Here is an 18,256-nt window from a genome sequence, read left to right on the forward strand (position 1 = left end):
TGCGTATTCCGGTCCAACGTGACCGTTGATTCCGGCGGATCGTGACCGCCGATTCTGGTTCATCGTGACCGGCCATTCTGGTCGAACGTGACCGATTTTTGCACCTGACCGGAATCTCGGTCACGATGCCGGAATCACCGGTCACGATGCCAGCATGGCGTCGTATGCCACCGTGATGGTGTTGCGCAAGTTGTCTCACCCAATGCAGTTAGCCTGCCCAGTTTTTTGCTGGAGCCGGCATGCCTGCACCAAGGATTCACATGCGCAAGATCAAGGACGTTCTGCGTCTCAAACTCGATGCTCGGCTCTCGCACGAGCGTATCGCCGCCGCCCTGGGCATCTCCAAAGGCGTGGTTACCAAGTACGTCGGTTTGGCCTCGGTCGCAGGTCTGGATTGGCACTCCATCCAGCCCCTGGACGAGACCGCTTTGCAGCATCGCCTGCTGGCACCGCCGCCACGGCCGCAGCACTTCGTGCACCCCGACTACGCCCAGATTCACAAAGAACTGCGCCGCAAGGGCATGACGCTCATGCTGCTGTGGGAGGAGCACACCCAGCAGCACCTGGACGGTCATACGCACTCCTACTCGCAGTTCTGCGAGAACTACCGCCGCTACGCCAAGACACTCAAACGCTCGATGCGCCAGACCCACCGCGCAGGCGAGAAGCTGTTCATCGACTTTGCAGGTCCCACGATCGAGTTGGTGGACGGCAGCCGTGCCCACATCTTCGTGGCCGCTCTGGGCGCTTCGAGCTACACCTTTGCGTGTGCCACACCGCGCGAGACCATGGCCGACTGGCTTGATGGCTGCGCCCGCGCCCTGACATTCATCGGTGGGGTGCCCCAGCTCATCGTGCCGGACAACCCCAAAGCCCTCATTGCCAACCCCAACCGCTATGAGCCTCGCGCCAACGAGACGGTGGAGGACTTCGCTCGCCACTACGGCACCTCGATGCTACCGGCGCGGCCCTATCACCCGCAGGACAAGGCCAAGGTCGAGTCTGCCGTGCAAGTTGTCGAGCGTTGGATCCTGATGCGACTGCGCCACCAACGCTTTGCGAGCGTGGACGATGTCAACGAGGCCATCGCGCCGCTGCTGGAACAACTCAACAACAAGGCATTCCAGAGGTTGCCTGGCAGCCGAGTCAGCACGTTTGCAGAGTTGGATGCGCCAGCACTGCAAGCCTTGCCTCTGCAGCCCTGGGAATTCGCCACCTACAAGACCGTGCGCGTGCACATTGATCACCACGTCGAGATCGAGGGGCATCGCTACAGCGTGCCGCAGTCCTTGGTCGGGCTGGTCCTGGAGGCACGCATCACCACGCGCGGCGTGGAGATCGTCCACCGTGGTCAGCGTGTTGCCGCTCATCTGCGCTGTCTCCACAAGGGGGGCTTCACCACCGTGGCGGAGCACATGTCGGCAGCGCACCGCGCGCATCGGGAGTGGACCCCTGAACGCCTGATTCACTGGGGCGGCACCATTGGTGTGGCCTGTGCCAGCACCGTCCAGCGTCTGCTGGAGGAGCGACGCCATCCCGAGCATGGCTACCGCGCCTGCCTGGGGCTGCTGTCACTGGCCAAGAAGTACGGCAAGCCCCGACTGGAAGCCGCTTGCCTCATCGCCCTGGAGCTCGGCACCGTCAAGTACAGGCACGTCAGCGACATTCTGGCAAACGGCCGGGATCAGGTGCCCGCCACGACCGCCACCGACTGGACCAGCCCGCACCATGCCCACGTTCGTGGCCCCGGTTACTACCAGTGAACAGACAGGATTGCACCATGATGATGAACACGACTTTGAACCAGCTGCGTGAACTCAGGCTGATGGGCATGCTCACAGCCCTTGATGAGCAACTGACGCAGGCCGGCATGAGCGCTGTCAGCTTTGAAGAACGCATGGCTCTGATCGTCGAGCGCGAGCTCCATTGGCGCCACGACAAGCGGCGTGCACGCCTGCTCAAAGAGGCCAAGCTGAAGTACCCCCAAGCCGCCATTGAGGACATCGATACACGAGCTGGACGCGGCCTGGATCGCAAGGCTGTCATGAGCCTGGCCTTGGGTGATTGGATCGACAGCGGCCACAGCGTGCTGATCACCGGCCCCACCGGAGCTGGCAAATCCTGGCTGGCTTGTGCGCTGGCCCAGCACGCCTGTCGCCGCGGTCGCTCTGCCTTCTACCAACGTGTGCCACGTCTGAGCGAAGAGCTGCGCATCCGTCACGGCAATGGCACCTTTGGCAAGTGGCTCATCCAGTTGGCCAAGACCGATGTCCTGTTGCTGGACGACTGGGGCATGGCTGGGCTGGACAACCAGGCCCGCGCTGACTTGCTGGAGATCATCGACGACCGAGCTGCCAGCAAGGCCACCATCATCACCAGTCAGCTGCCCATTGAACACTGGCATGCCTGGGTCGGTGACGCCACGATTGCCGACGCGATCCTTGATCGCCTGATGCAGCGAAACCACCGATTCACTCTGACCGGTGAGTCCCTGCGACAAAAGCCCAAACCCACGAAAAAGGAGCCCGACTCAGACCCATCGTGACCGACACCCCTACAATTTGAACGCGCAACACCTCACACGGTGCAACCGGTCACGATGGGCCGGAATCGTCGGTCACGTTCGCCAGAATACGCAGCCGGAGGCCTTGCGCTACGTTCACGCAGGTTGGATCAGCGCTCTTCTGGCAGGCAGTGCAACGTGGCTGGTCGCCACCAGAGTCGTCAGCATCAGTGGCGCAAGCCGTGAAGTGACGGAAGGCGTGTCCTCGCTTTTTGCCGCTGTCGTCCTGCTGTCCGTCGGGCTTTGGATGCATCAGAAGAGCAGCGCCGGGCGTTGGCAGGCATATCTGCGTGAGCGCCTATCCAGCGCGCTAACGGGACGAACTGCCTGGGCGCTGTTCGCACTGGCCTTCATTGCTGTGTATCGCGAGGTTTTCGAGACGGTGCTGTTCTACTCCGCTCTCGCGACAGACGGGAACGATTCCGCCCTGCTGGCCGGGCTTGGCATTGGCATGGTCTTGCTGACCATCATTGCGGTCATCTTCCTCAAGACCAGCGCCCGCATGCCGATCAGCCAGTTCTTTGCGCTCAGTTCCTTCCTCGTGGCGGCCTTGGCGATTGTGCTCGCCGGCAAGGGGATCTCTGGCCTCCAAGAAGCAGGCTGGTTGGCGGCAACGCCCGTAGACGGTCTGCGCTTGCCTATTCTGGGCATCTTTCCAACGATTCAAACCAACGTAGCCCAGGCCCTCGTCCTGGTCGCCGCCGTGTTGGGCTTTGGGGTCAATGGCGTGCGGGCACGTCGCTTGGCCTCTATTTGATTGAGCCGCCACCGTATTTCGATGGTCGTCCTGATGGCAGCAGATCGCTTCGGCGCCGCCGTATGCATTGAAAGGAGCAGAGATGTCTGTCGACAATCGGGCTGGTCCAGGTGTTGAGGGCGTTCGATCATCCGTTAGCTGCGATGCTGCCGTGGCCTCGACAGATCGGTTCTACGAAGACCATGCGGTCGAATACTTCTCATGGACCTTCGGTGCCCAGACGCAGTTCGTCCTGGATCGGTTCCTGTCACATCTGCCGGCCAAGGCCTCCATCCTTGATGCCGGCTGTGGCTCCGGCCGGGACCTCAAATTCTTTCTTTCCCGGGGTCATTGTGTGTTGGGCATCGATGCCTCGACAGCCCTCGTGCAAATGGCGGCCGAGTATTCGGGCGCGCCATGTGAATTCGCTCGCATTGAAAGCATCAGCTATGAAGAACGGTTCGATGGGATATGGGCCTGTGCCTCATTGCTTCACTTGCCCCAGGACGTATTTCGCCCCGCACTTCGTTGCCTGAACCGGGCCCTCAAAAGAGGCGGCACACTCTTCATGGCAGTCCAGGAGGGGCAGGGCGAAGCGATTCTTCCGGACGGCCGTTTGTACGTCTACTACTCAGAAGACGACATACGCAAGTCACTTGACGCCGCCGGGTTGGCGGTGGATGAACTGTGGACGTCGCAGAATTCAGCTGAGGCTGTGCACCAGCCGGTATGGATCAATGTCATTGCCACTACGCGATAGCTCGCCAGGAAGGTCCTGACCGCTGGCATACCTCCCGGTTAACTCGGCCCAGTCTCCGTTTTTCCTCTCCGCAACTCCCAGACGAGGATCAAGACAGCACCGAGGGTGATGCCGATATCGGCCACGTTGAAGGCCGGCCAGTAAAACGACTGCCACCTGAGATCAATCCAGTCCACCACCGCCCCGCGTGCGAGCCGATCGTGCAGGTTCCCTAAAGCACCGCCTAGGAGGAGCCCGAAAGCCAGCCGCTGAGGACGACCGGTTTGAGGCCGCCGAATCATTACGAAAAAAGCAATCGACGCGGCCACAGCCACGGCGCTGAAGAAGAGGCGCTGCCATCCACCTGCGTCGTGCAAGAAGCTGAAAGCGGCTCCTTCGTTCCGCCAGTGGACGATGTTGAGCACCGGGAGCCATGGCTCGCTAGAGCCATACGGGAGTGCAGCGACTACTGCAGCTTTGCTTGCGATGTCGGTCAAGAACACGGATGCGGCTGCAAGGAAGGCGCGGGCAACGCTTGGATCAATCGTTTGGCGTATCGTCACTGGAACTTGTCCTTCTCGCCTGGAGCCCTGAGCAGGCGTAATCCGTTGAACACCACTACCAGGCTCGCACCCATGTCAGCCAGGATTGCCAGCCACAAGCTGGCGTGTCCCGTGAAGGTCAGGACCATGAACACCGCCTTGGTGCCGATGGCAAAGGCGATGTTGGCTCTGAGCACATTGCCCACCCGATGGGAGAGAGCGATGAACTCTGGCAACTTGCGCAGATCGTCTTGCATGAGGGCCACGTCCGCGGTCTCAATGGCTGTGTCTGTGCCTGCTGCGCCCATGGCGAAGCCGATGTTTGCCTTTGCAAGGGCAGGCGCGTCGTTCACGCCGTCCCCCACCATGCCGACGGGTCCTTGGGCGGCCATTGCCTCGATGGCCGAGAGTTTGTCCTGAGGCAGCATTTCACCGCGAGCATCGCTGATGCCCACCTGAGCCGCGACCGCCTGCGCCGTCTTCTTGTTATCCCCGGTGAGCATGACCGGCTCGACCCCCAATTGCCTGAGCTGCGCGACGGCCAGTTTGCTGCTCTCGCGGACCGTGTCGGCCACGGCCAGCACGCCGAGGGCCTGTGTGGCGGTGGAGAGCACGACAGCGGTCTTGGCCTGGGCTTCCATCTGCTCAAGGAGTTGTAATACGCGTTCGTTCGTCACCCCCAATTCATTGGCCAGCCGCTGATTGCCGATGTAGTAGGTCTCGCCGTCTATCTGGCCCTTCACACCGCGGCCAGCGAGCGCCTCAAAGGCCTGGACCTCCGCGTGCGGCTGTTCTCCATAGGCCCTGACGATAGCAGTGGCCACGGGATGCTCGGACAAGGCATCTAGGCTGGCAGCGATCCGGAGGACCTCTTGGCGCGAGAGCGGTCCGAGCTCGACCGTGTCCGTGAGCACCGGCTTTCCATGGGTGAGCGTTCCGGTCTTGTCCAGTGCGACGGACTTGAGCAACCGGCCTTGCTCCAGATACAGGCCCCCCTTGACGAGAATGCCTCGCTTCGCTGCTGCTGCCAGACCGCTGACCACTGTCACTGGGGTGGAAATGACCAGGGCGCACGGGCAGGCGATCACAAGCAAAACCAAAGCCTTGTACGTCCAGTCGTACCAGTCACCGCCGGCGAAAAGAGGAGGAATGATGGCGATGCCTAGGGCAAGCACAAAGACGGCTGGCGTATACACACTGGCAAAACGATCGACGAACCGCTGTGTGGGCGCACGTTGGCCCTGTGCCTCTTGCACGGAGCGGGCGATGCGGTCCAATGTCGTGTCACCCTTGCGGGCTCGAACCTCGAATTCAAGCGTTCCGCGCTCGTTGATGGTGCCCGCGTAGACCGTATCGCCTGGGTTCTTCTCCACGGGCATGCTTTCGCCGGTGATTGGCGCCTGATTGACTGCCGACTTGCCGGAGACAACCACCCCATCCAGCGCGATCCGCTCGCCGGGGCGCACGCGCACGATGCCGCCGATGGTGACCGTGTCGGCCTTGACTTCGGCCCAGCGCCCATCGTTTTGGCGCAAGAGGGCCGTTTCCGGAGCCAGGTCCATCAGTTTGCGAATGGCGTTGCGGGCTCGATCCAAGCTTAAGGCTTCTATCATTTCGGCCACGCCGAACAGCCATATGACTACTGCTGCCTCCGGCCACTGTCCAATCAACGCGGCGCCAATGACCGCGATGGTCATCAAAAGGTTCATGTTGAGCGACAGGGTGCGCAGAGCAATCCAGCCTTTGCGCAGGGTAGCCGTGCCCCCTAGTGCGATGGCGGCCAAGGAGGCTGCAATCACGGGCATGGATGACTCTTCCATGCCCGAGAAGGCCAATGCCTCTGCACCCAGCGCCAAGACGCCTGCTGCGGCCATTCGCAGCCATTCGGTTTTCGTGATTCCCGTGCCGAACTCCTTGGTGACAGCCGGCGCTGGATCATTGTGGTCCTGGAGCACAGGCGACAGGCCCAGTCGCTCGATCGCTGCGGTGATGGGCGCCTCGCTCGGGAGACCATGGCTCACAACCAGCGTACGGCTCAACAGGTCAAATTGAAGGGCGTCGACGCCAGCCATCCCCTCAAGCGCTTTGCGCAGCATGGCTTCCTCGGTGGGACAGTCCATCTTCTCGATGAGATAGGTCGCCTGGCCACGAGGGCTCTGCCCTGCCTCTCGCTCTACGCTTGCCTGCATGCCAATCTCATGCAGGGCCGCGAGAATCCCCGCGAGATCCACTGACGCGTGTTGCACATCCAAACGGCGGTTCATCAGGTCGAAGTTGAGCCGCTCGATACCTTTGATCATTTCCAAGCGCTTCCGAATGAGGCCCTCCTCCGTTGGGCAATCCATGTTGGTGATGAGAAGGCGCGAGGTGTTTCCAGTTGGCGGAGGAGATGGGGGAAAAGTCGCAGCAACCGGTGCCCGGCAGCTGGTGACGCCGCTGCTCAGCGCGGGCTTGCCGCAACCTACGGGGCTGACAGATTCGCCATCCGTTGCAACGGTTCCTTTGACTCCAATGGCAAGCAAGGCGTCAAGGATAGGCGTGGTGGAGGTGAGGCGATGCCGTACGGACAGCCTGCCCGTACACGAATCAAGTGAGAGATCCTCGATGCCCCTAATTTGACCTAGCTGAGCCCGCACAAGCGCTTCCGAACGCCGGTCCAAATCGGGTAGGTCGAGCATCAGAACCGTGGGCAGGTCCTGTTGATCGCTGGCACACGAACCGCAGGTGGCAGGCGCGGAAGTGGGTGCATCGTCAGTTTTCATAGGTGCCTCTTTTGCCGAACGGGTAAATCTGAAGTGGCCATGGAGCAAAAAGGCCGCCCTTCTTCAGGGCGGCCTCCATTACGTCATGACATGTCTAAGTGACTGGCCCCGACGAAGACCTTGATCGATCTGGCGCCGAGTGAAGGTATCGCTTGGCTCAAATCGAAAGGCGTGAAAGAAAGGGTGTCGAACCGCCATATGACGTACTTCGTTTCGTTGCCATCCCTGATGGCCAACCTGACGGTCTCGAAACGGGTCACGTTGATCCAGCGAGTGGTAGGCAGGATTTCGATGGTCCGTTCTACTTCGGCCGTGGATGCAGGCGTTCCAAAGATCGAGGCCTTGGGCGTCGCTGCGGAGGACTGAGCAAACGCTTGGCTTCCGAGCGCGAAGGAAGCGGTCATGGCGAGTTGGATGATGAGCTTCATGGATTTTCCTTTGTTTGGTCGAGGTGACAATCAGCGAGTCCGCCGATCAGCCATCGACCAGAGAATGAGGTTGAGATGCCGCTGCTCATGGCAGGCATTGGTGCTGCGGCACGGTGCTGGTCTCGGGGGGGCGTCCTGGGCGGGCGCCTCGGGCCGTCTGGCCGGTGGGAGATGGGTTCGATCAACGGTGCAGGCTCCCATATGGACGGCAACGCAGGTTCTAGCGCCTCGGCGTGGGTCCCCGGAAGTCCCAGGGTTGTGCAACAGGCCTCACAAACGCACGGTTCTGCTGGAGCCTGGCATGCATGCGGTACCGCCGCGAAATCATCCTTGGCTCCGTCAGGCGTGCTGAATGGCGGGCAACAACGTGACGAAGGAGGGCAGAATTGGGTATCAAAGTCTCCCGAAAATGACCTGGCCGACTCATGAACACCTAGCTCTCGCGCCTCAGCGCCGCCGCTTCCCGCCATGGTCATGGCGAGAGCAAGCCATAGCAGCAGTGATTGAAGAGGATTGGCCATTGAGGACAGGTTCATTTGAAGCAAGCACACCATTTAAAACGCTGTACCAACTCCAGGGTCAAGTAGTAAATTAGTCAATTCGTCGCCACCTCGCAACGTCTAAGAGGCGTCTGCCTCGTCAACCTGAGTGCTTTCGCGCGCTTCGGCAAGGATCTCTCGGCCACCTTTGAACGCGATGGCGCTCACCACCATTCCAAGAATCAGATCCGGCAAGTTCGAACCAAGCCACATCACCAGCGCACCCGATGCGACGATGGCCAGGTTCACGATCGAATCGTTGCTTGTGAAGATCGAGGATGCTTTGAAGTTGACGTCCTTGCCCTTGTGTCGCTTGAGGAGCCTCAGGCAGAACAGGTTCATGCCGGCATTGACCGCCGCCATCGTCATCATCGCCGGTCCAAGAGGCGCTTCGCCTCCGAAGAAGCGCCGCAGGACTTCGCTGAGCATCAACACTGCGAGCCCGATCAGGAGCCAGCCAGACAGGCGCGCTGCCCGTGCTTTGATGGCGGCTGAGCGGCCAACAGCGTAAAGGCTCACGCCATACACAGAGGCGTCGGCAAGGTTATCAAGCGCTGCTCCCATCACGGCCGTCGAGGACGCCCACGCGCCCACGGCGAATCCGGCGATACATTGAGCAAGGTTGATCAGGAGTACCTGCCAGAGAATGCGCCTGTCCGAAGCCTGTCGGCCGTCCAGGCCATGATCGTCGTCGTCACTCATCAGTATTCCCTCCAAGAGCAGCGGACCAATGGGCCAATTTGGATCTTGGTGAGGCATGTTAAACCCTGTACTCAGTAGAGAGTCAAGGGGTACGCAACCATGATCCTTTCCCCTATACTTCTGTTCTATGCGCCGATTGATTGCCCTCATCTTGCTGGTATTGGTGCCTCTCCATTTCAGTTGGGCGGCGATGGCGAGCTATTGCCAGCACGAAACTGGGCGATCGGCGACACATGTCGGACATCATTCCTGCAAGCACGAAGTTGACGCCGCGAAAGGCGCATCTGGCACAACGTCGTTGGATGACAAGGGCGGGCGGCACGGATCGCAGACGGATGCTCAAAACTCCGCTCAGCTCGACGCGGATTGCGGAATGTGCCATTTAGGGAAAGCGCATCTGACGGAGCTTGATTTCAAGCTCAAGCCACCGATGGTTGGTGCGCAGTTGTTTGCCACGCCTATCGTGAACTACACGTCGTTCCAGCCTGCTGCGCTGGAGCGGCCCAAATGGGCCGACTCGCTCTAGTTCGACGAGTCGGCTTTCCCCTTTCCCAAGAATAGGCGCGCTCCGCGCGGCCCTGCGACTCGTCGAGTTCTATCCATACATTGGAGAATTCGATGACATATCCCTTCGGAGGGCGCCAAACGCGCCGTCCTTCAACTCTGACAGTTCAACGCACGGCACTGGCACTTGCTGCGCTCGTCTCTTGCGTCGTTGCGCGAGCGGAGATGACCCAGCCGCATTCAGTACTCCCAACTGTCGCCTCACACCCCGCGGCCGCTTCCCTAAGCGTTCCCCTGACGCTGGCGGGGGCGGTTGCCCTTGCACTGGAAAGAAGTCCTGAATTGGCAGCAACGCGGGCGGAAGTCGCCGCCGCGCAGGGCGCTGAAGAGCAAGCGGGCTTGATGCCCAACCCGGAGTTCGCAGCCTCGATCGAGGACACCCAACGTCGTACTCGTACCACGGCAGTTCAAGTGAGCCAGCGTCTGGAACTGGGTGGCAAGCGTCAGGCTCGCGTGATGGCTGCACATCAAGGCCGGGCGATTGCGCAGGCGCGACTTGAGGGACTGCAGGCAAAGATCGGCGCCGAGGTCAGCGCAAGCTTCTGGGAAGCGCTTGCGGCACAGGCACGTCTAGACCAGGCGAACGCTTTGTCGCAATTAGCGCGGCAGGCCACGGATGCTGCTGCGAAACGAGTCGCCGCCGGCAAGGTGTCACCTGTCGATGAGACGAGGGCCCGCCTTGCCGCATCCGGTGTTGACCTCGAACTGGCACAGGCGCAGGTGGAGTTGCAAGTTGCACGTACCCGTCTGGCCGCGCATTGGGGCGCGATGGAAGCGTTGCTTCCACCTCTCGAAGGGGTACTGCACGTCCCTGAGGAAGTCGCCACTGTTTCTTTGGAGGAACGCATAGAGGCGGCCCCGGAAGTGGTGGAAGCAAGGCTGGAGGTTGCGCGGCGACAAGCCCTGGTGGATGTCGAGCGCAGCCGCGCCATGCCGGACATCACCGTCGGGCTGGGAGCACAGCGGAACAACGAAATCGGCCGTAATCAGCCATTGATTGGCGTTTCCGTACCCTTGCCCATGTTCGACCGCAATCAAGGCAATCTGAAGGAGGCGCTCGCCCGCGAGGATCAAGCCCGCTATGCCTTGCAAGCGACAGTCTCCCGCCTAAGGGCCGGGGCACACATTGCTCTCGCACAGGCCCAGAGCGCCCGCAAGCAGGCATTGATGATCGAGCGCGAATTGCTCCCCAAGGCCCAAAGCGCCTATGACGCAGCGACCAATGGATTCGCGCTGGGGAAGTTCACATTCCTGGACGTGCTTGACGCCCAGCGCAGCCTCTTTCAAGCGCGTGCTCAGCATCTCAAAGCTGTGGCTGATAGCCAGCGTGCGGCCATCGACATTGGCCGCATCTTGGGAATGGCCCGTACCGCTCCCGTTACGACGCAAAGAACCGAGTGACAACATGACCCGTAAACAAGTAACCATCATCGTTGGCATGCTGCTGGCCACAGCAGCGGCCCTCTTTGTTGTCTGGAACCGTAGCCCGCCGGCCGCTGCTGGCGACGAAGAGCACGCAGAACACGCTGAGCGCAAGCAGGAAGGGGAAACTGAGAAGAATTCCGAATCTGAGGAGCGGGAAGCGTCCCAGGAAAGCAAGCCGGACGGATCGGCGCAGCCCTCTGCAGGAAAGGAGCCACGCGAAGCTGAGGCGTCTGAACATGAGGAGCATGGTGAAAGCGACACCGTAAAGCTCACTCCCGAGCAGATCAAGGCCAGCGGAATTCAATTGGACAAGGCGCAGGCGGCAGTGATTCGGACCGGTCAGGATTTCCCGGGGGAGGTCCGATCCAATGCCGATCGAACAGCGCAGGTGACACCTCGGGTGGCTGGCGTTGTCGACGCCGTTCTTGTGAACCTGGGCCAGAACGTGCGCAAGGGGCAGGTCTTGGCGGTACTGTCAAGCCCTGACCTGTCCGATTTGCGTTCTGAGGCGCTGGCAGCGCGCGAGCGAGCAGCGGCAGCGCGCGTCATGTACCAGCGGGAGAAGACACTCTGGGAGCAGAAGATATCGGCCGAGCAAGACCTTCTTCAGGCTCAGCAAGCACTGCGGGAAGCAGAGATTCAGCAACGGAACGCTGAGCAGAAGCTCAGCGCGTTGGGGGTGCAGCAATCCGGCAATGTGAAAGGCAACACTAGCTTGAGCCGCTATGAGTTGCGCGCGCCTTTTGACGGCACGGTTGTTGAGAAGCGTCTGGCATTGGGTGAGGCCGTCAAGGAAGACGCGACAGTGTTCGTTGTCTCAGACCTCTCTACGGTGTGGGCGGACGTGAACGTCAGTCCCAAAGACCTCGACAAGGTGCGCGTCGGGCTTCCTGCGGTCGTCAAGGCGGCTGGCTCGCAAGCCGTGTCTAACGGCAAGATCACCTATGTGGGCAACCTGCTGGGGGAACAGACTCGCTCTGCCGTGGCACGTGTCACGCTCGCGAATCCAGGCGGTTCGTGGCGCCCCGGTCTGTTCGTCACCGTCAGCGTCTTGGCCAGCCAGACACAAGTGCCCGTCAGCGTGCGCTCGGCAGCCATCCAGATGATGGACGACAAGGCGGTGGTCTTTGTCGCAGGCAGTGAAGGCTTCAAAGCAACGCCGGTCAAGCTGGGTCGTACGGATGGCCAGACCACGGAAATATTGGGTGGTCTTACCGCTGGGCAGTCCTATGTGGCGGTCAACAGCTTCGTGCTCAAGGCCGACATCGGCAAGAGCAGCGTTGAAGACGAGCATTGAGGCAGGACTGACCATGTTTGAACGCATCATTCGCTTTGCCATCGAGCATCGATGGCTTGTCTTGCTCGCCATCTTCGCGATCGGAGGGCTGGGCGCATACAGCTACACAAAGCTGCCCATTGACGCCGTACCGGACATCACGAACGTCCAGGTCCAGATCAATACCGCCGCGTCTGGTTATTCTCCGCTTGAGGCTGAACAGCGCATCACCTTTCCGGTAGAGACGGCCATGGCGGGTCTTCCGCGGATGGTCCAAACTCGATCACTGTCCCGATATGGGCTCTCACAGGTCACTGTGGTGTTCGAAGAAGGCACGGACATCTACTTTGCCCGGCAGCTCATCTCGGAGCGGCTTGCGCAGGCTCGTGAAAGTCTTCCGGAAAGTATCACGCCCGAGATGGGTCCGATCTCCACAGGGCTGGGGGAGATCTTCATGTGGACGGTGGAAGCCGATGAGGGCGCCAAGAAGCCGGACGGCAGCCCCTACACGCCGACGGATCTCCGGGAGATCCAAGACTGGATCATCAAACCGCAGTTGCGCAACGTGCGAGGCGTTGCCGAAATCAACTCCATTGGGGGCTTTAGCAAGGAATACTTGGTTGCGCCGGATCCTGCCAAGCTGTCGTCGTTCGGTTTAGGTCTATCCGACCTTGTCGCGGCCATCGAGCGCAACAATGGGAACGTTGGCGCCGGCTACATCGAGAAGAGCGGCGAGCAATACTTGGTGCGCGCTCCTGGGCAAGTCGCATCGACTGAAGACATTGCCAACATCGTCGTGAAAGCGGTCGATGGAAGCCCAATTCGCATCGGTGATGTGGCAACCGTAGGCGTTGGCCAGGAGTTGCGAACGGGTGCGGCCACCGACAACGGACGGGAAGTCGTGCTGGGCACAGCGTTCATGCTAATGGGCGAAAACAGCCGCGCCGTTGCGCAAGCGGTTGCCGAGAAGATGGCCCAGGTCAAGCAGAGCCTGCCTGCTGGCGTTCATGCCATCACCGTCTATGACCGGACGCATTTGGTGGACAAGGCCATCGACACGGTGAAAAAGAACCTGTTGGAAGGTGCGATCCTGGTGATTGCCGTACTCTTTGCTTTCCTGGGAAATCTGAGGGCGGCACTGATCACTGCAATGGTCATTCCGCTTGCCATGTTGTTTACCTTTACCGGGATGGTGACTCAGAAGGTCAGCGCCAATCTGATGAGTTTGGGGGCATTGGATTTCGGCATCATCGTGGACGGTGCCGTGGTCATCGTAGAGAACTGTGTGCGGCGTCTCGCGCACGCGCAGTCCCACAAAGGGCGGGTACTCACCTTGCCCGAGCGTTTCCATGAGGTATTCGCTGCCTCGCAAGAGGCGCGTCGGCCGCTCATCTTTGGGCAACTCATCATCATGGTGGTGTACCTCCCCATCTTTGCGCTATCTGGGGTGGAAGGGAAGATGTTCCATCCGATGGCGCTCACGGTCGTTTTCGCCCTGGCCGCTGCGATGCTCCTGTCAGTCACGTTCGTGCCTGCGGCTGTCGCGCTTTTCATTGGCGAGAAAGTTTCGGAGAAAGAGAACGGGCTGCTTCGGGCCAGCAAGCGCGGCTACAAAGTATTGCTCGATAAGGCGCTGGGCAATGCCGCCATCGTTATCACGGCGGCGACATGCTTGGTGGTGCTGGCGAGTGTGGCAGCAACGAAGCTTGGCAGCGAGTTCGTGCCGAGCCTCAATGAGGGCGACTTCGCGTTACAGGCGTTGCGCGTCCCCGCGACCAGCCTTACCCAGTCGGTGGAGATGCAGCAGCAGATTGAGAGGACCCTTAAGGCGAAGTTCGGCGAGATCGAGCGCGTCTTTGCCCGCACAGGCACTGCCGAAGTGGCCACCGACCCGATGCCGCAGAACGTTTCGGATGGCTATGTGATGCTCAAGCCAATGGATCAATGGCCAGAGCCGCGCAAGAGCCGCGAAGAGCTGCTCTCGGCCATTCAGGAGACCGTTGAGAAGATTCCAGGCAATGCCTACGAGTTCTCGCAGCCGATCCAGATGCGATTCAATGAGCTGATCTCTGGTGTGCGCAGCGATGTGGCGGTGAAGGTGTTCGGCGACGACATGGAAGTGCTGAACGCTCAGGCCGAGCGCATCGCAGGGGTGTTGCGCCAAGTTGAGGGCGCGAGTGAAGTCAAGGTGGAGCAGACCACTGGCCTTCCTGTCCTCACGGTGGCGATTGACCGGGAGCGTGCCGCACGTTTGGGGCTCAGCGTCTTTGAAGTCCAAGATGTCTTGTCAACCGCTCTGGCAGGGCGTGGGGCCGGAACGCTGTTTGAGGGCGACCGACGATTCGATATTGTTGTCAGACTACCGGACGCCATGCGCAGCGACCTAGCGGCATTGATGCGCCTGCCAGTTCCGTTGCCACAAGACGATCGGAGCGGAAAAGTGGCCCGGCCGGCGTATGTGCCGTTGTCCGAGGTCGCTCAATTGGAGCTCAAGCCGGGGCCGAATCAAGTCAGCAGGGAGAACGGCAAGCGGCGCGTTGTGGTCAGCGCCAATGTACGGGGTCGAGATCTGGGCTCCTTCGTTGTGGACGCGCAAACACAGATCCAGGCTAAGGCGCGGCCGCCGGCCGGCTATTGGCTCGAGTGGGGCGGGCAGTATGAGAATCTGCAAGCGGCCGCCCAGCGTCTGACGGTCGTCGTACCCGTAGCGCTCGCCCTTGTCTTCATCCTGCTGTTCGCTGTTTTTGGCAACGTCAAGGACGGGCTGCTGGTTTTCACCGGGATCCCATTCGCATTGACCGGTGGCGTGGCGGCTCTGTGGCTGCGAGACATACCGCTGTCGATCTCAGCGGCTGTCGGCTTCATTGCTCTGTCGGGCGTCGCGGTATTGAACGGCCTGGTGATGATCTCGTTCATTCGCAGCCTACGAGAAAACGGCATGGGAATGGACGCTGCTGTCCGCGAGGGTGCGCTGACACGTCTGAGGCCGGTCCTGATGACTGCGCTGGTTGCTTCACTGGGCTTCGTGCCAATGGCATTGGCGACCGGAACGGGAGCCGAAGTGCAGCGGCCCCTGGCCACCGTGGTGATCGGCGGCATCCTTTCATCGACGGCTTTGACTTTGCTGGTGCTGCCCGTGCTCTATCGCCTGGTCCACAGGCGTGATGATGAAGAGGAGAACGACAGCGAACACGGGCGGGCAATAGGGCAGGCGGTGTGACCCGGCACAGTGGCACGGATTGTCTGGCGCGCGATGTGAGGCGGTTCATCTGGTTGATGTGGTATCTGAAGGCGCATTCGGCGTGTGGGTGCGCGCATCCACTTTCCTCTGCTCAGAGAGGCGTTCGCGCCTGTATAGGTGCGTGTACGATGGCCGTCTAGCAGCGGCAGAAGTTGTCAAATTAACGCTGTGCAACTTGGCCGGGAGTGCCCTGATGAGTGAACTCGGGAGACCTTCATGCAAGACCGAAGCATCGGCGGCCGAGGCCAGCGAGCAGGGGGTGGACATCCTGCGTGAGCAGCGTCTCATCCTGCGTAACGCTTGGCTGGCTGGGTTGTTGTGCATGGCTATGGTGGCAGGGGCTTGGTTCTGGTTGCCGCGTTACTTCCAGCCACCCGTCGCCATGTCCGAGCGCATCGCCTTTGCGTTGCAATGCGATGTGTTCGTGTTGCTTTGGCTGTTGATCAGCGTGCGCATGGTGTCCTCAGGGCGGTACCGAAGTGCAGAGGACAACCGGGGATCGGCTTTCGCGCCCCCCAGTCCCCGCATTGCCATCAAGGTGGCATTTCTGCAGAACACGCTGAAACAGTGTGTCGTGGCCATTGGGGTGCACGTGACGCTGGCAACCCTGGTGACAGGAGACGCGTTGTTCTGCATTCCTGCGGCCGTGATGCTCTTTGCGATTGGCAGGGGTGCCTTCTTGCATGGCTATCCCAAAGGCGCGGGCGCGCGCAGCTTCGGCATGGTGACCACGGTGCTGCCGTCCTTCGCCGGTTTGGGATGGACCATTGTGTTGGTCATCAGGAGGGTCCTGGACTGAGGCGCCAGCACCTCGCCATCAAGGTTACAGCGCGGCTTGGTTGACTCGTCTGGACAACTCCGCCGCGCTTTCCTTGCGCTCGCTGTAGCGATCGACGAAGTAGGGTGCTACGTCGCGGGTGAGCAGCGTGAACTTCATCAATTCCTCCATCACGTCCACCGCGCGCTCGTAGTACGCCGATGGTTTCATGCGGCCCGCCTCATCGAATTCCAGAAAGGCTTTGGCCACCGACGATTGATTGGGGATCGTGATCATGCGCATCCAGCGTCCGAGGATGCGCATCTGGTTGACGGCATTGAAGGACTGAGAACCACCCGATACTTCCATCACGGCAAGGGTCTTGCCTTGGGCCTGACCGATCCAACGCTCAGCGGAATCCAATCGATCTGGGCCTTCATGATGCCTGTCATGGCGCCATGTCGTTCGGGTGAGCTCCAGACCATCCCCTCGGACCATTGCGCCAACTCGCGCAACTCCTGTGTTGGCGCCTACCGAAAACTGAGCCACTTATGAGGGGTGTGCCGATCTAAAACTGAGCCAGGTGTTCAACCTACTCTGCTGCTTTTTGATGCAGCGGGGTTCGAGGAGTGATCACCATGGACATGATCGGCAGAATCCGGCGGCTGCACAGCCGAGGCAAGAAGTCAGAGCGGGAGATCTCGCGGATGACGGGGCTATCGCGCAACACGATAGCCAAGTGGCTCAAGGCGCCATTGGATGGCGAGCCCAAGTACCGGCGAATCGAGCAGCCGGGCAAGTTGACGGCCTTCCACGAGGTTCTCAGGCAGGCGCTCAAGGCCGATGCCTATCGGGCCAAGCACGAGCGCCGCACGGCACGGGCGCTGTACAGCGAACTCAAGTCGGCAGGTTACGAAGGCGGCTACAGCCGCGTGACGGACTTCATCCGCCAGTGGCGCCAAGGCGAGGGGCAAGCGGTAGCGACGCGAGCCTTCGTGCCCTTGTCGTTCGAGCTGGGCGAGGCATTCCAGTTCGACTGGAGCGAAGAAGGCCTGGTGGTGGGCGGCATTTACTACCGGCTGCAGGTCTCGCACATGAAGCTGTGTGCCAGCCGTGCGTTCTGGCTGGTGGCGTATCCCAGTCAGGGACACGAGATGCTGTTCGATGCGCACACGCGCAGCTTTGCGGCGCTGGGTGGGGTGGCCAGGCGCGGCATCTACGACAACATGAAGACGGCGGTGGACCAGGTCAAGAAGGGCAAGGGCCGAGTGGTCAACGCACGCTTTGCGGTGATGTGCGCGCACTACCTGTTCGACGCCGACTTCTGCAACGTGGCCAGTGGCTGGGAGAAGGGGGTCGTCGAGAAGAACGTGCAAGATAGCAGGCGGCGAATCTGGATTGATGCGGCCAAGCAGCGCTTTGGCTCCTTTGCAGAACTCAACGCCTGGCTGGGCGAGCGCTGTCGCAGCCTGTGGGCGGAGGTTCGCCACCCAGAGCATTCGCAGTTCAGTGTGGCCGAGATGCTGGAGCATGAACGTGCCCATTTGATGTCAATGCCGCAGCCCTTTGACGGCTATGTGGAGCGCCCGGCGAGGGTGACCAGCACCTGCTTGGTCTCGGTCGCACGCAACCGTTACTCGGTGCCTTGCGAGCTGGCCGGGCAGATGGTCAGCACCCGGCTGTACCCGACGCGGGTGGTCGTGGTGGCCAACGATGAGGTGGTGGCGCAGCATGAGCGATTCAGTGACCGTGGACAGACCCGCTATGACTGGCAGCACTACATCCCGCTGGTGCAAAGAAAGCCCGGTGCGCTGCGCAATGGCGCACCGTTTGCCGACCTCCCCCCGGCCTTGCAGCAGTTGCGCAGAGGGCTGCTACGCCAGGCCGGTGGCGACCGTGTCATGGCGCAGGTACTGGCCATTGTGAGCACAGCTGGCCTGGATGCGGTGCTGGTGGCAGTTGAATTGGCGCTGGAGAGCGCG

At 60.9% G+C, this 18,256-nt stretch carries 14 protein-coding genes and 1 pseudogene; 10 read left to right on the forward strand and 5 right to left on the reverse strand.

Going from position 1 to position 18,256, the window contains the following annotated elements:
• Nucleotides 1-239: 239 nt before the first annotated feature.
• The 4 genes from istA (WIT60_RS16340) (at nucleotide 240) to WIT60_RS16355 (ending at nucleotide 4,059) form a co-directional block, all read left to right on the forward strand.
• Nucleotides 240-1,763, forward strand: a complete 1,524-nt coding sequence (istA, locus tag WIT60_RS16340; protein ID WP_339582727.1) for an IS21 family transposase — start codon at nucleotides 240-242, stop codon at nucleotides 1,761-1,763.
• A 17-nt stretch (nucleotides 1,764-1,780) separates the two neighbouring features.
• Nucleotides 1,781-2,545: an IS21-like element helper ATPase IstB gene (istB, locus tag WIT60_RS16345; protein ID WP_339582728.1), complete on the forward strand. Its 765-nt coding sequence runs from the start codon at nucleotides 1,781-1,783 to the stop codon at nucleotides 2,543-2,545.
• Nucleotides 2,484-3,320, forward strand: coding sequence for an FTR1 family iron permease (locus WIT60_RS16350; RefSeq protein ID WP_445207715.1), 837 nt, complete (start codon nucleotides 2,484-2,486; stop codon nucleotides 3,318-3,320). The genes istB and WIT60_RS16350 overlap by 62 nt, the downstream gene beginning before the upstream one ends.
• Nucleotides 3,321-3,402: 82 nt before the next feature.
• A complete protein-coding gene (locus tag WIT60_RS16355; protein WP_339584906.1) occupies nucleotides 3,403-4,059 on the forward strand; it encodes a class I SAM-dependent methyltransferase in 657 nt (218 codons plus the stop codon).
• 38 nt (nucleotides 4,060-4,097) lie between these two features.
• Here WIT60_RS16355 and lspA read toward each other — a convergent pair whose 3' ends face one another.
• From lspA to WIT60_RS16375, 4 genes are all read right to left on the reverse strand, one after another.
• Nucleotides 4,098-4,601, reverse strand: coding sequence for a signal peptidase II (gene lspA, locus WIT60_RS16360; RefSeq protein ID WP_339584907.1), 504 nt, complete (start codon nucleotides 4,599-4,601; stop codon nucleotides 4,098-4,100).
• Nucleotides 4,598-7,342: a heavy metal translocating P-type ATPase gene (locus tag WIT60_RS16365; RefSeq protein ID WP_339584908.1), complete on the reverse strand. Its 2,745-nt coding sequence runs from the start codon at nucleotides 7,340-7,342 to the stop codon at nucleotides 4,598-4,600. The genes lspA and WIT60_RS16365 overlap by 4 nt, the downstream gene beginning before the upstream one ends.
• A gap of 83 nt (nucleotides 7,343-7,425) precedes the next feature.
• On the reverse strand, nucleotides 7,426-7,770 hold the full coding sequence (locus WIT60_RS16370; protein ID WP_339584909.1) for a CzcE family metal-binding protein: 345 nt from the start codon (nucleotides 7,768-7,770) through the stop codon (nucleotides 7,426-7,428).
• A gap of 620 nt (nucleotides 7,771-8,390) precedes the next feature.
• Complete coding sequence (locus WIT60_RS16375) at nucleotides 8,391-9,011, reverse strand: cation efflux transmembrane domain-containing protein (RefSeq protein WP_339584910.1); 621 nt, start codon at nucleotides 9,009-9,011, stop codon at nucleotides 8,391-8,393.
• 127 nt (nucleotides 9,012-9,138) lie between these two features.
• Between WIT60_RS16375 and WIT60_RS16380 the strand changes: the two genes are divergently transcribed.
• The 5 genes from WIT60_RS16380 to WIT60_RS16400 all read left to right on the forward strand — a co-directional run bounded on the left by WIT60_RS16380 (nucleotide 9,139) and on the right by WIT60_RS16400 (nucleotide 16,316).
• A complete protein-coding gene (locus WIT60_RS16380) occupies nucleotides 9,139-9,537 on the forward strand; it encodes a hypothetical protein (protein ID WP_339584911.1) in 399 nt (132 codons plus the stop codon).
• 92 nt (nucleotides 9,538-9,629) lie between these two features.
• On the forward strand, nucleotides 9,630-10,976 hold the full coding sequence (locus tag WIT60_RS16385; RefSeq protein ID WP_445207716.1) for a TolC family protein: 1,347 nt from the start codon (nucleotides 9,630-9,632) through the stop codon (nucleotides 10,974-10,976).
• Nucleotides 10,977-10,980: 4 nt separating this feature from the next.
• Nucleotides 10,981-12,297, forward strand: a complete 1,317-nt coding sequence (locus WIT60_RS16390; protein WP_339584913.1) for an efflux RND transporter periplasmic adaptor subunit — start codon at nucleotides 10,981-10,983, stop codon at nucleotides 12,295-12,297.
• A gap of 13 nt (nucleotides 12,298-12,310) precedes the next feature.
• Entirely contained in the window at nucleotides 12,311-15,496 is a 3,186-nt protein-coding gene (locus WIT60_RS16395; RefSeq protein WP_339584914.1) for an efflux RND transporter permease subunit, read from the forward strand.
• A gap of 214 nt (nucleotides 15,497-15,710) precedes the next feature.
• The gene (locus WIT60_RS16400) at nucleotides 15,711-16,316 is read left to right on the forward strand and encodes an MAPEG family protein (RefSeq protein WP_339584915.1); all 606 of its coding nucleotides are present in this window, start codon (nucleotides 15,711-15,713) and stop codon (nucleotides 16,314-16,316) included.
• A 24-nt stretch (nucleotides 16,317-16,340) separates the two neighbouring features.
• Here the strand turns inward: WIT60_RS16400 and WIT60_RS16405 are convergent.
• Nucleotides 16,341-16,795: pseudogene (locus tag WIT60_RS16405) on the reverse strand (NAD(P)H-dependent oxidoreductase); the annotation flags it as partial.
• A 117-nt stretch (nucleotides 16,796-16,912) separates the two neighbouring features.
• On the opposite strand from WIT60_RS16405, the gene istA (WIT60_RS16410) reads away from it, so the two are divergent.
• Nucleotides 16,913-18,256, forward strand: a 1,344-nt coding sequence (istA, locus tag WIT60_RS16410) for an IS21-like element ISJsp3 family transposase (protein WP_339583446.1), incomplete at its 3' end; no start/stop codon positions are given.

Origin of the sequence: Aquabacterium sp. G14, assembly GCF_037482285.1 — a bacterium.
Classification (GTDB): domain Bacteria; phylum Pseudomonadota; class Gammaproteobacteria; order Burkholderiales; family Burkholderiaceae_C; genus Aquabacterium.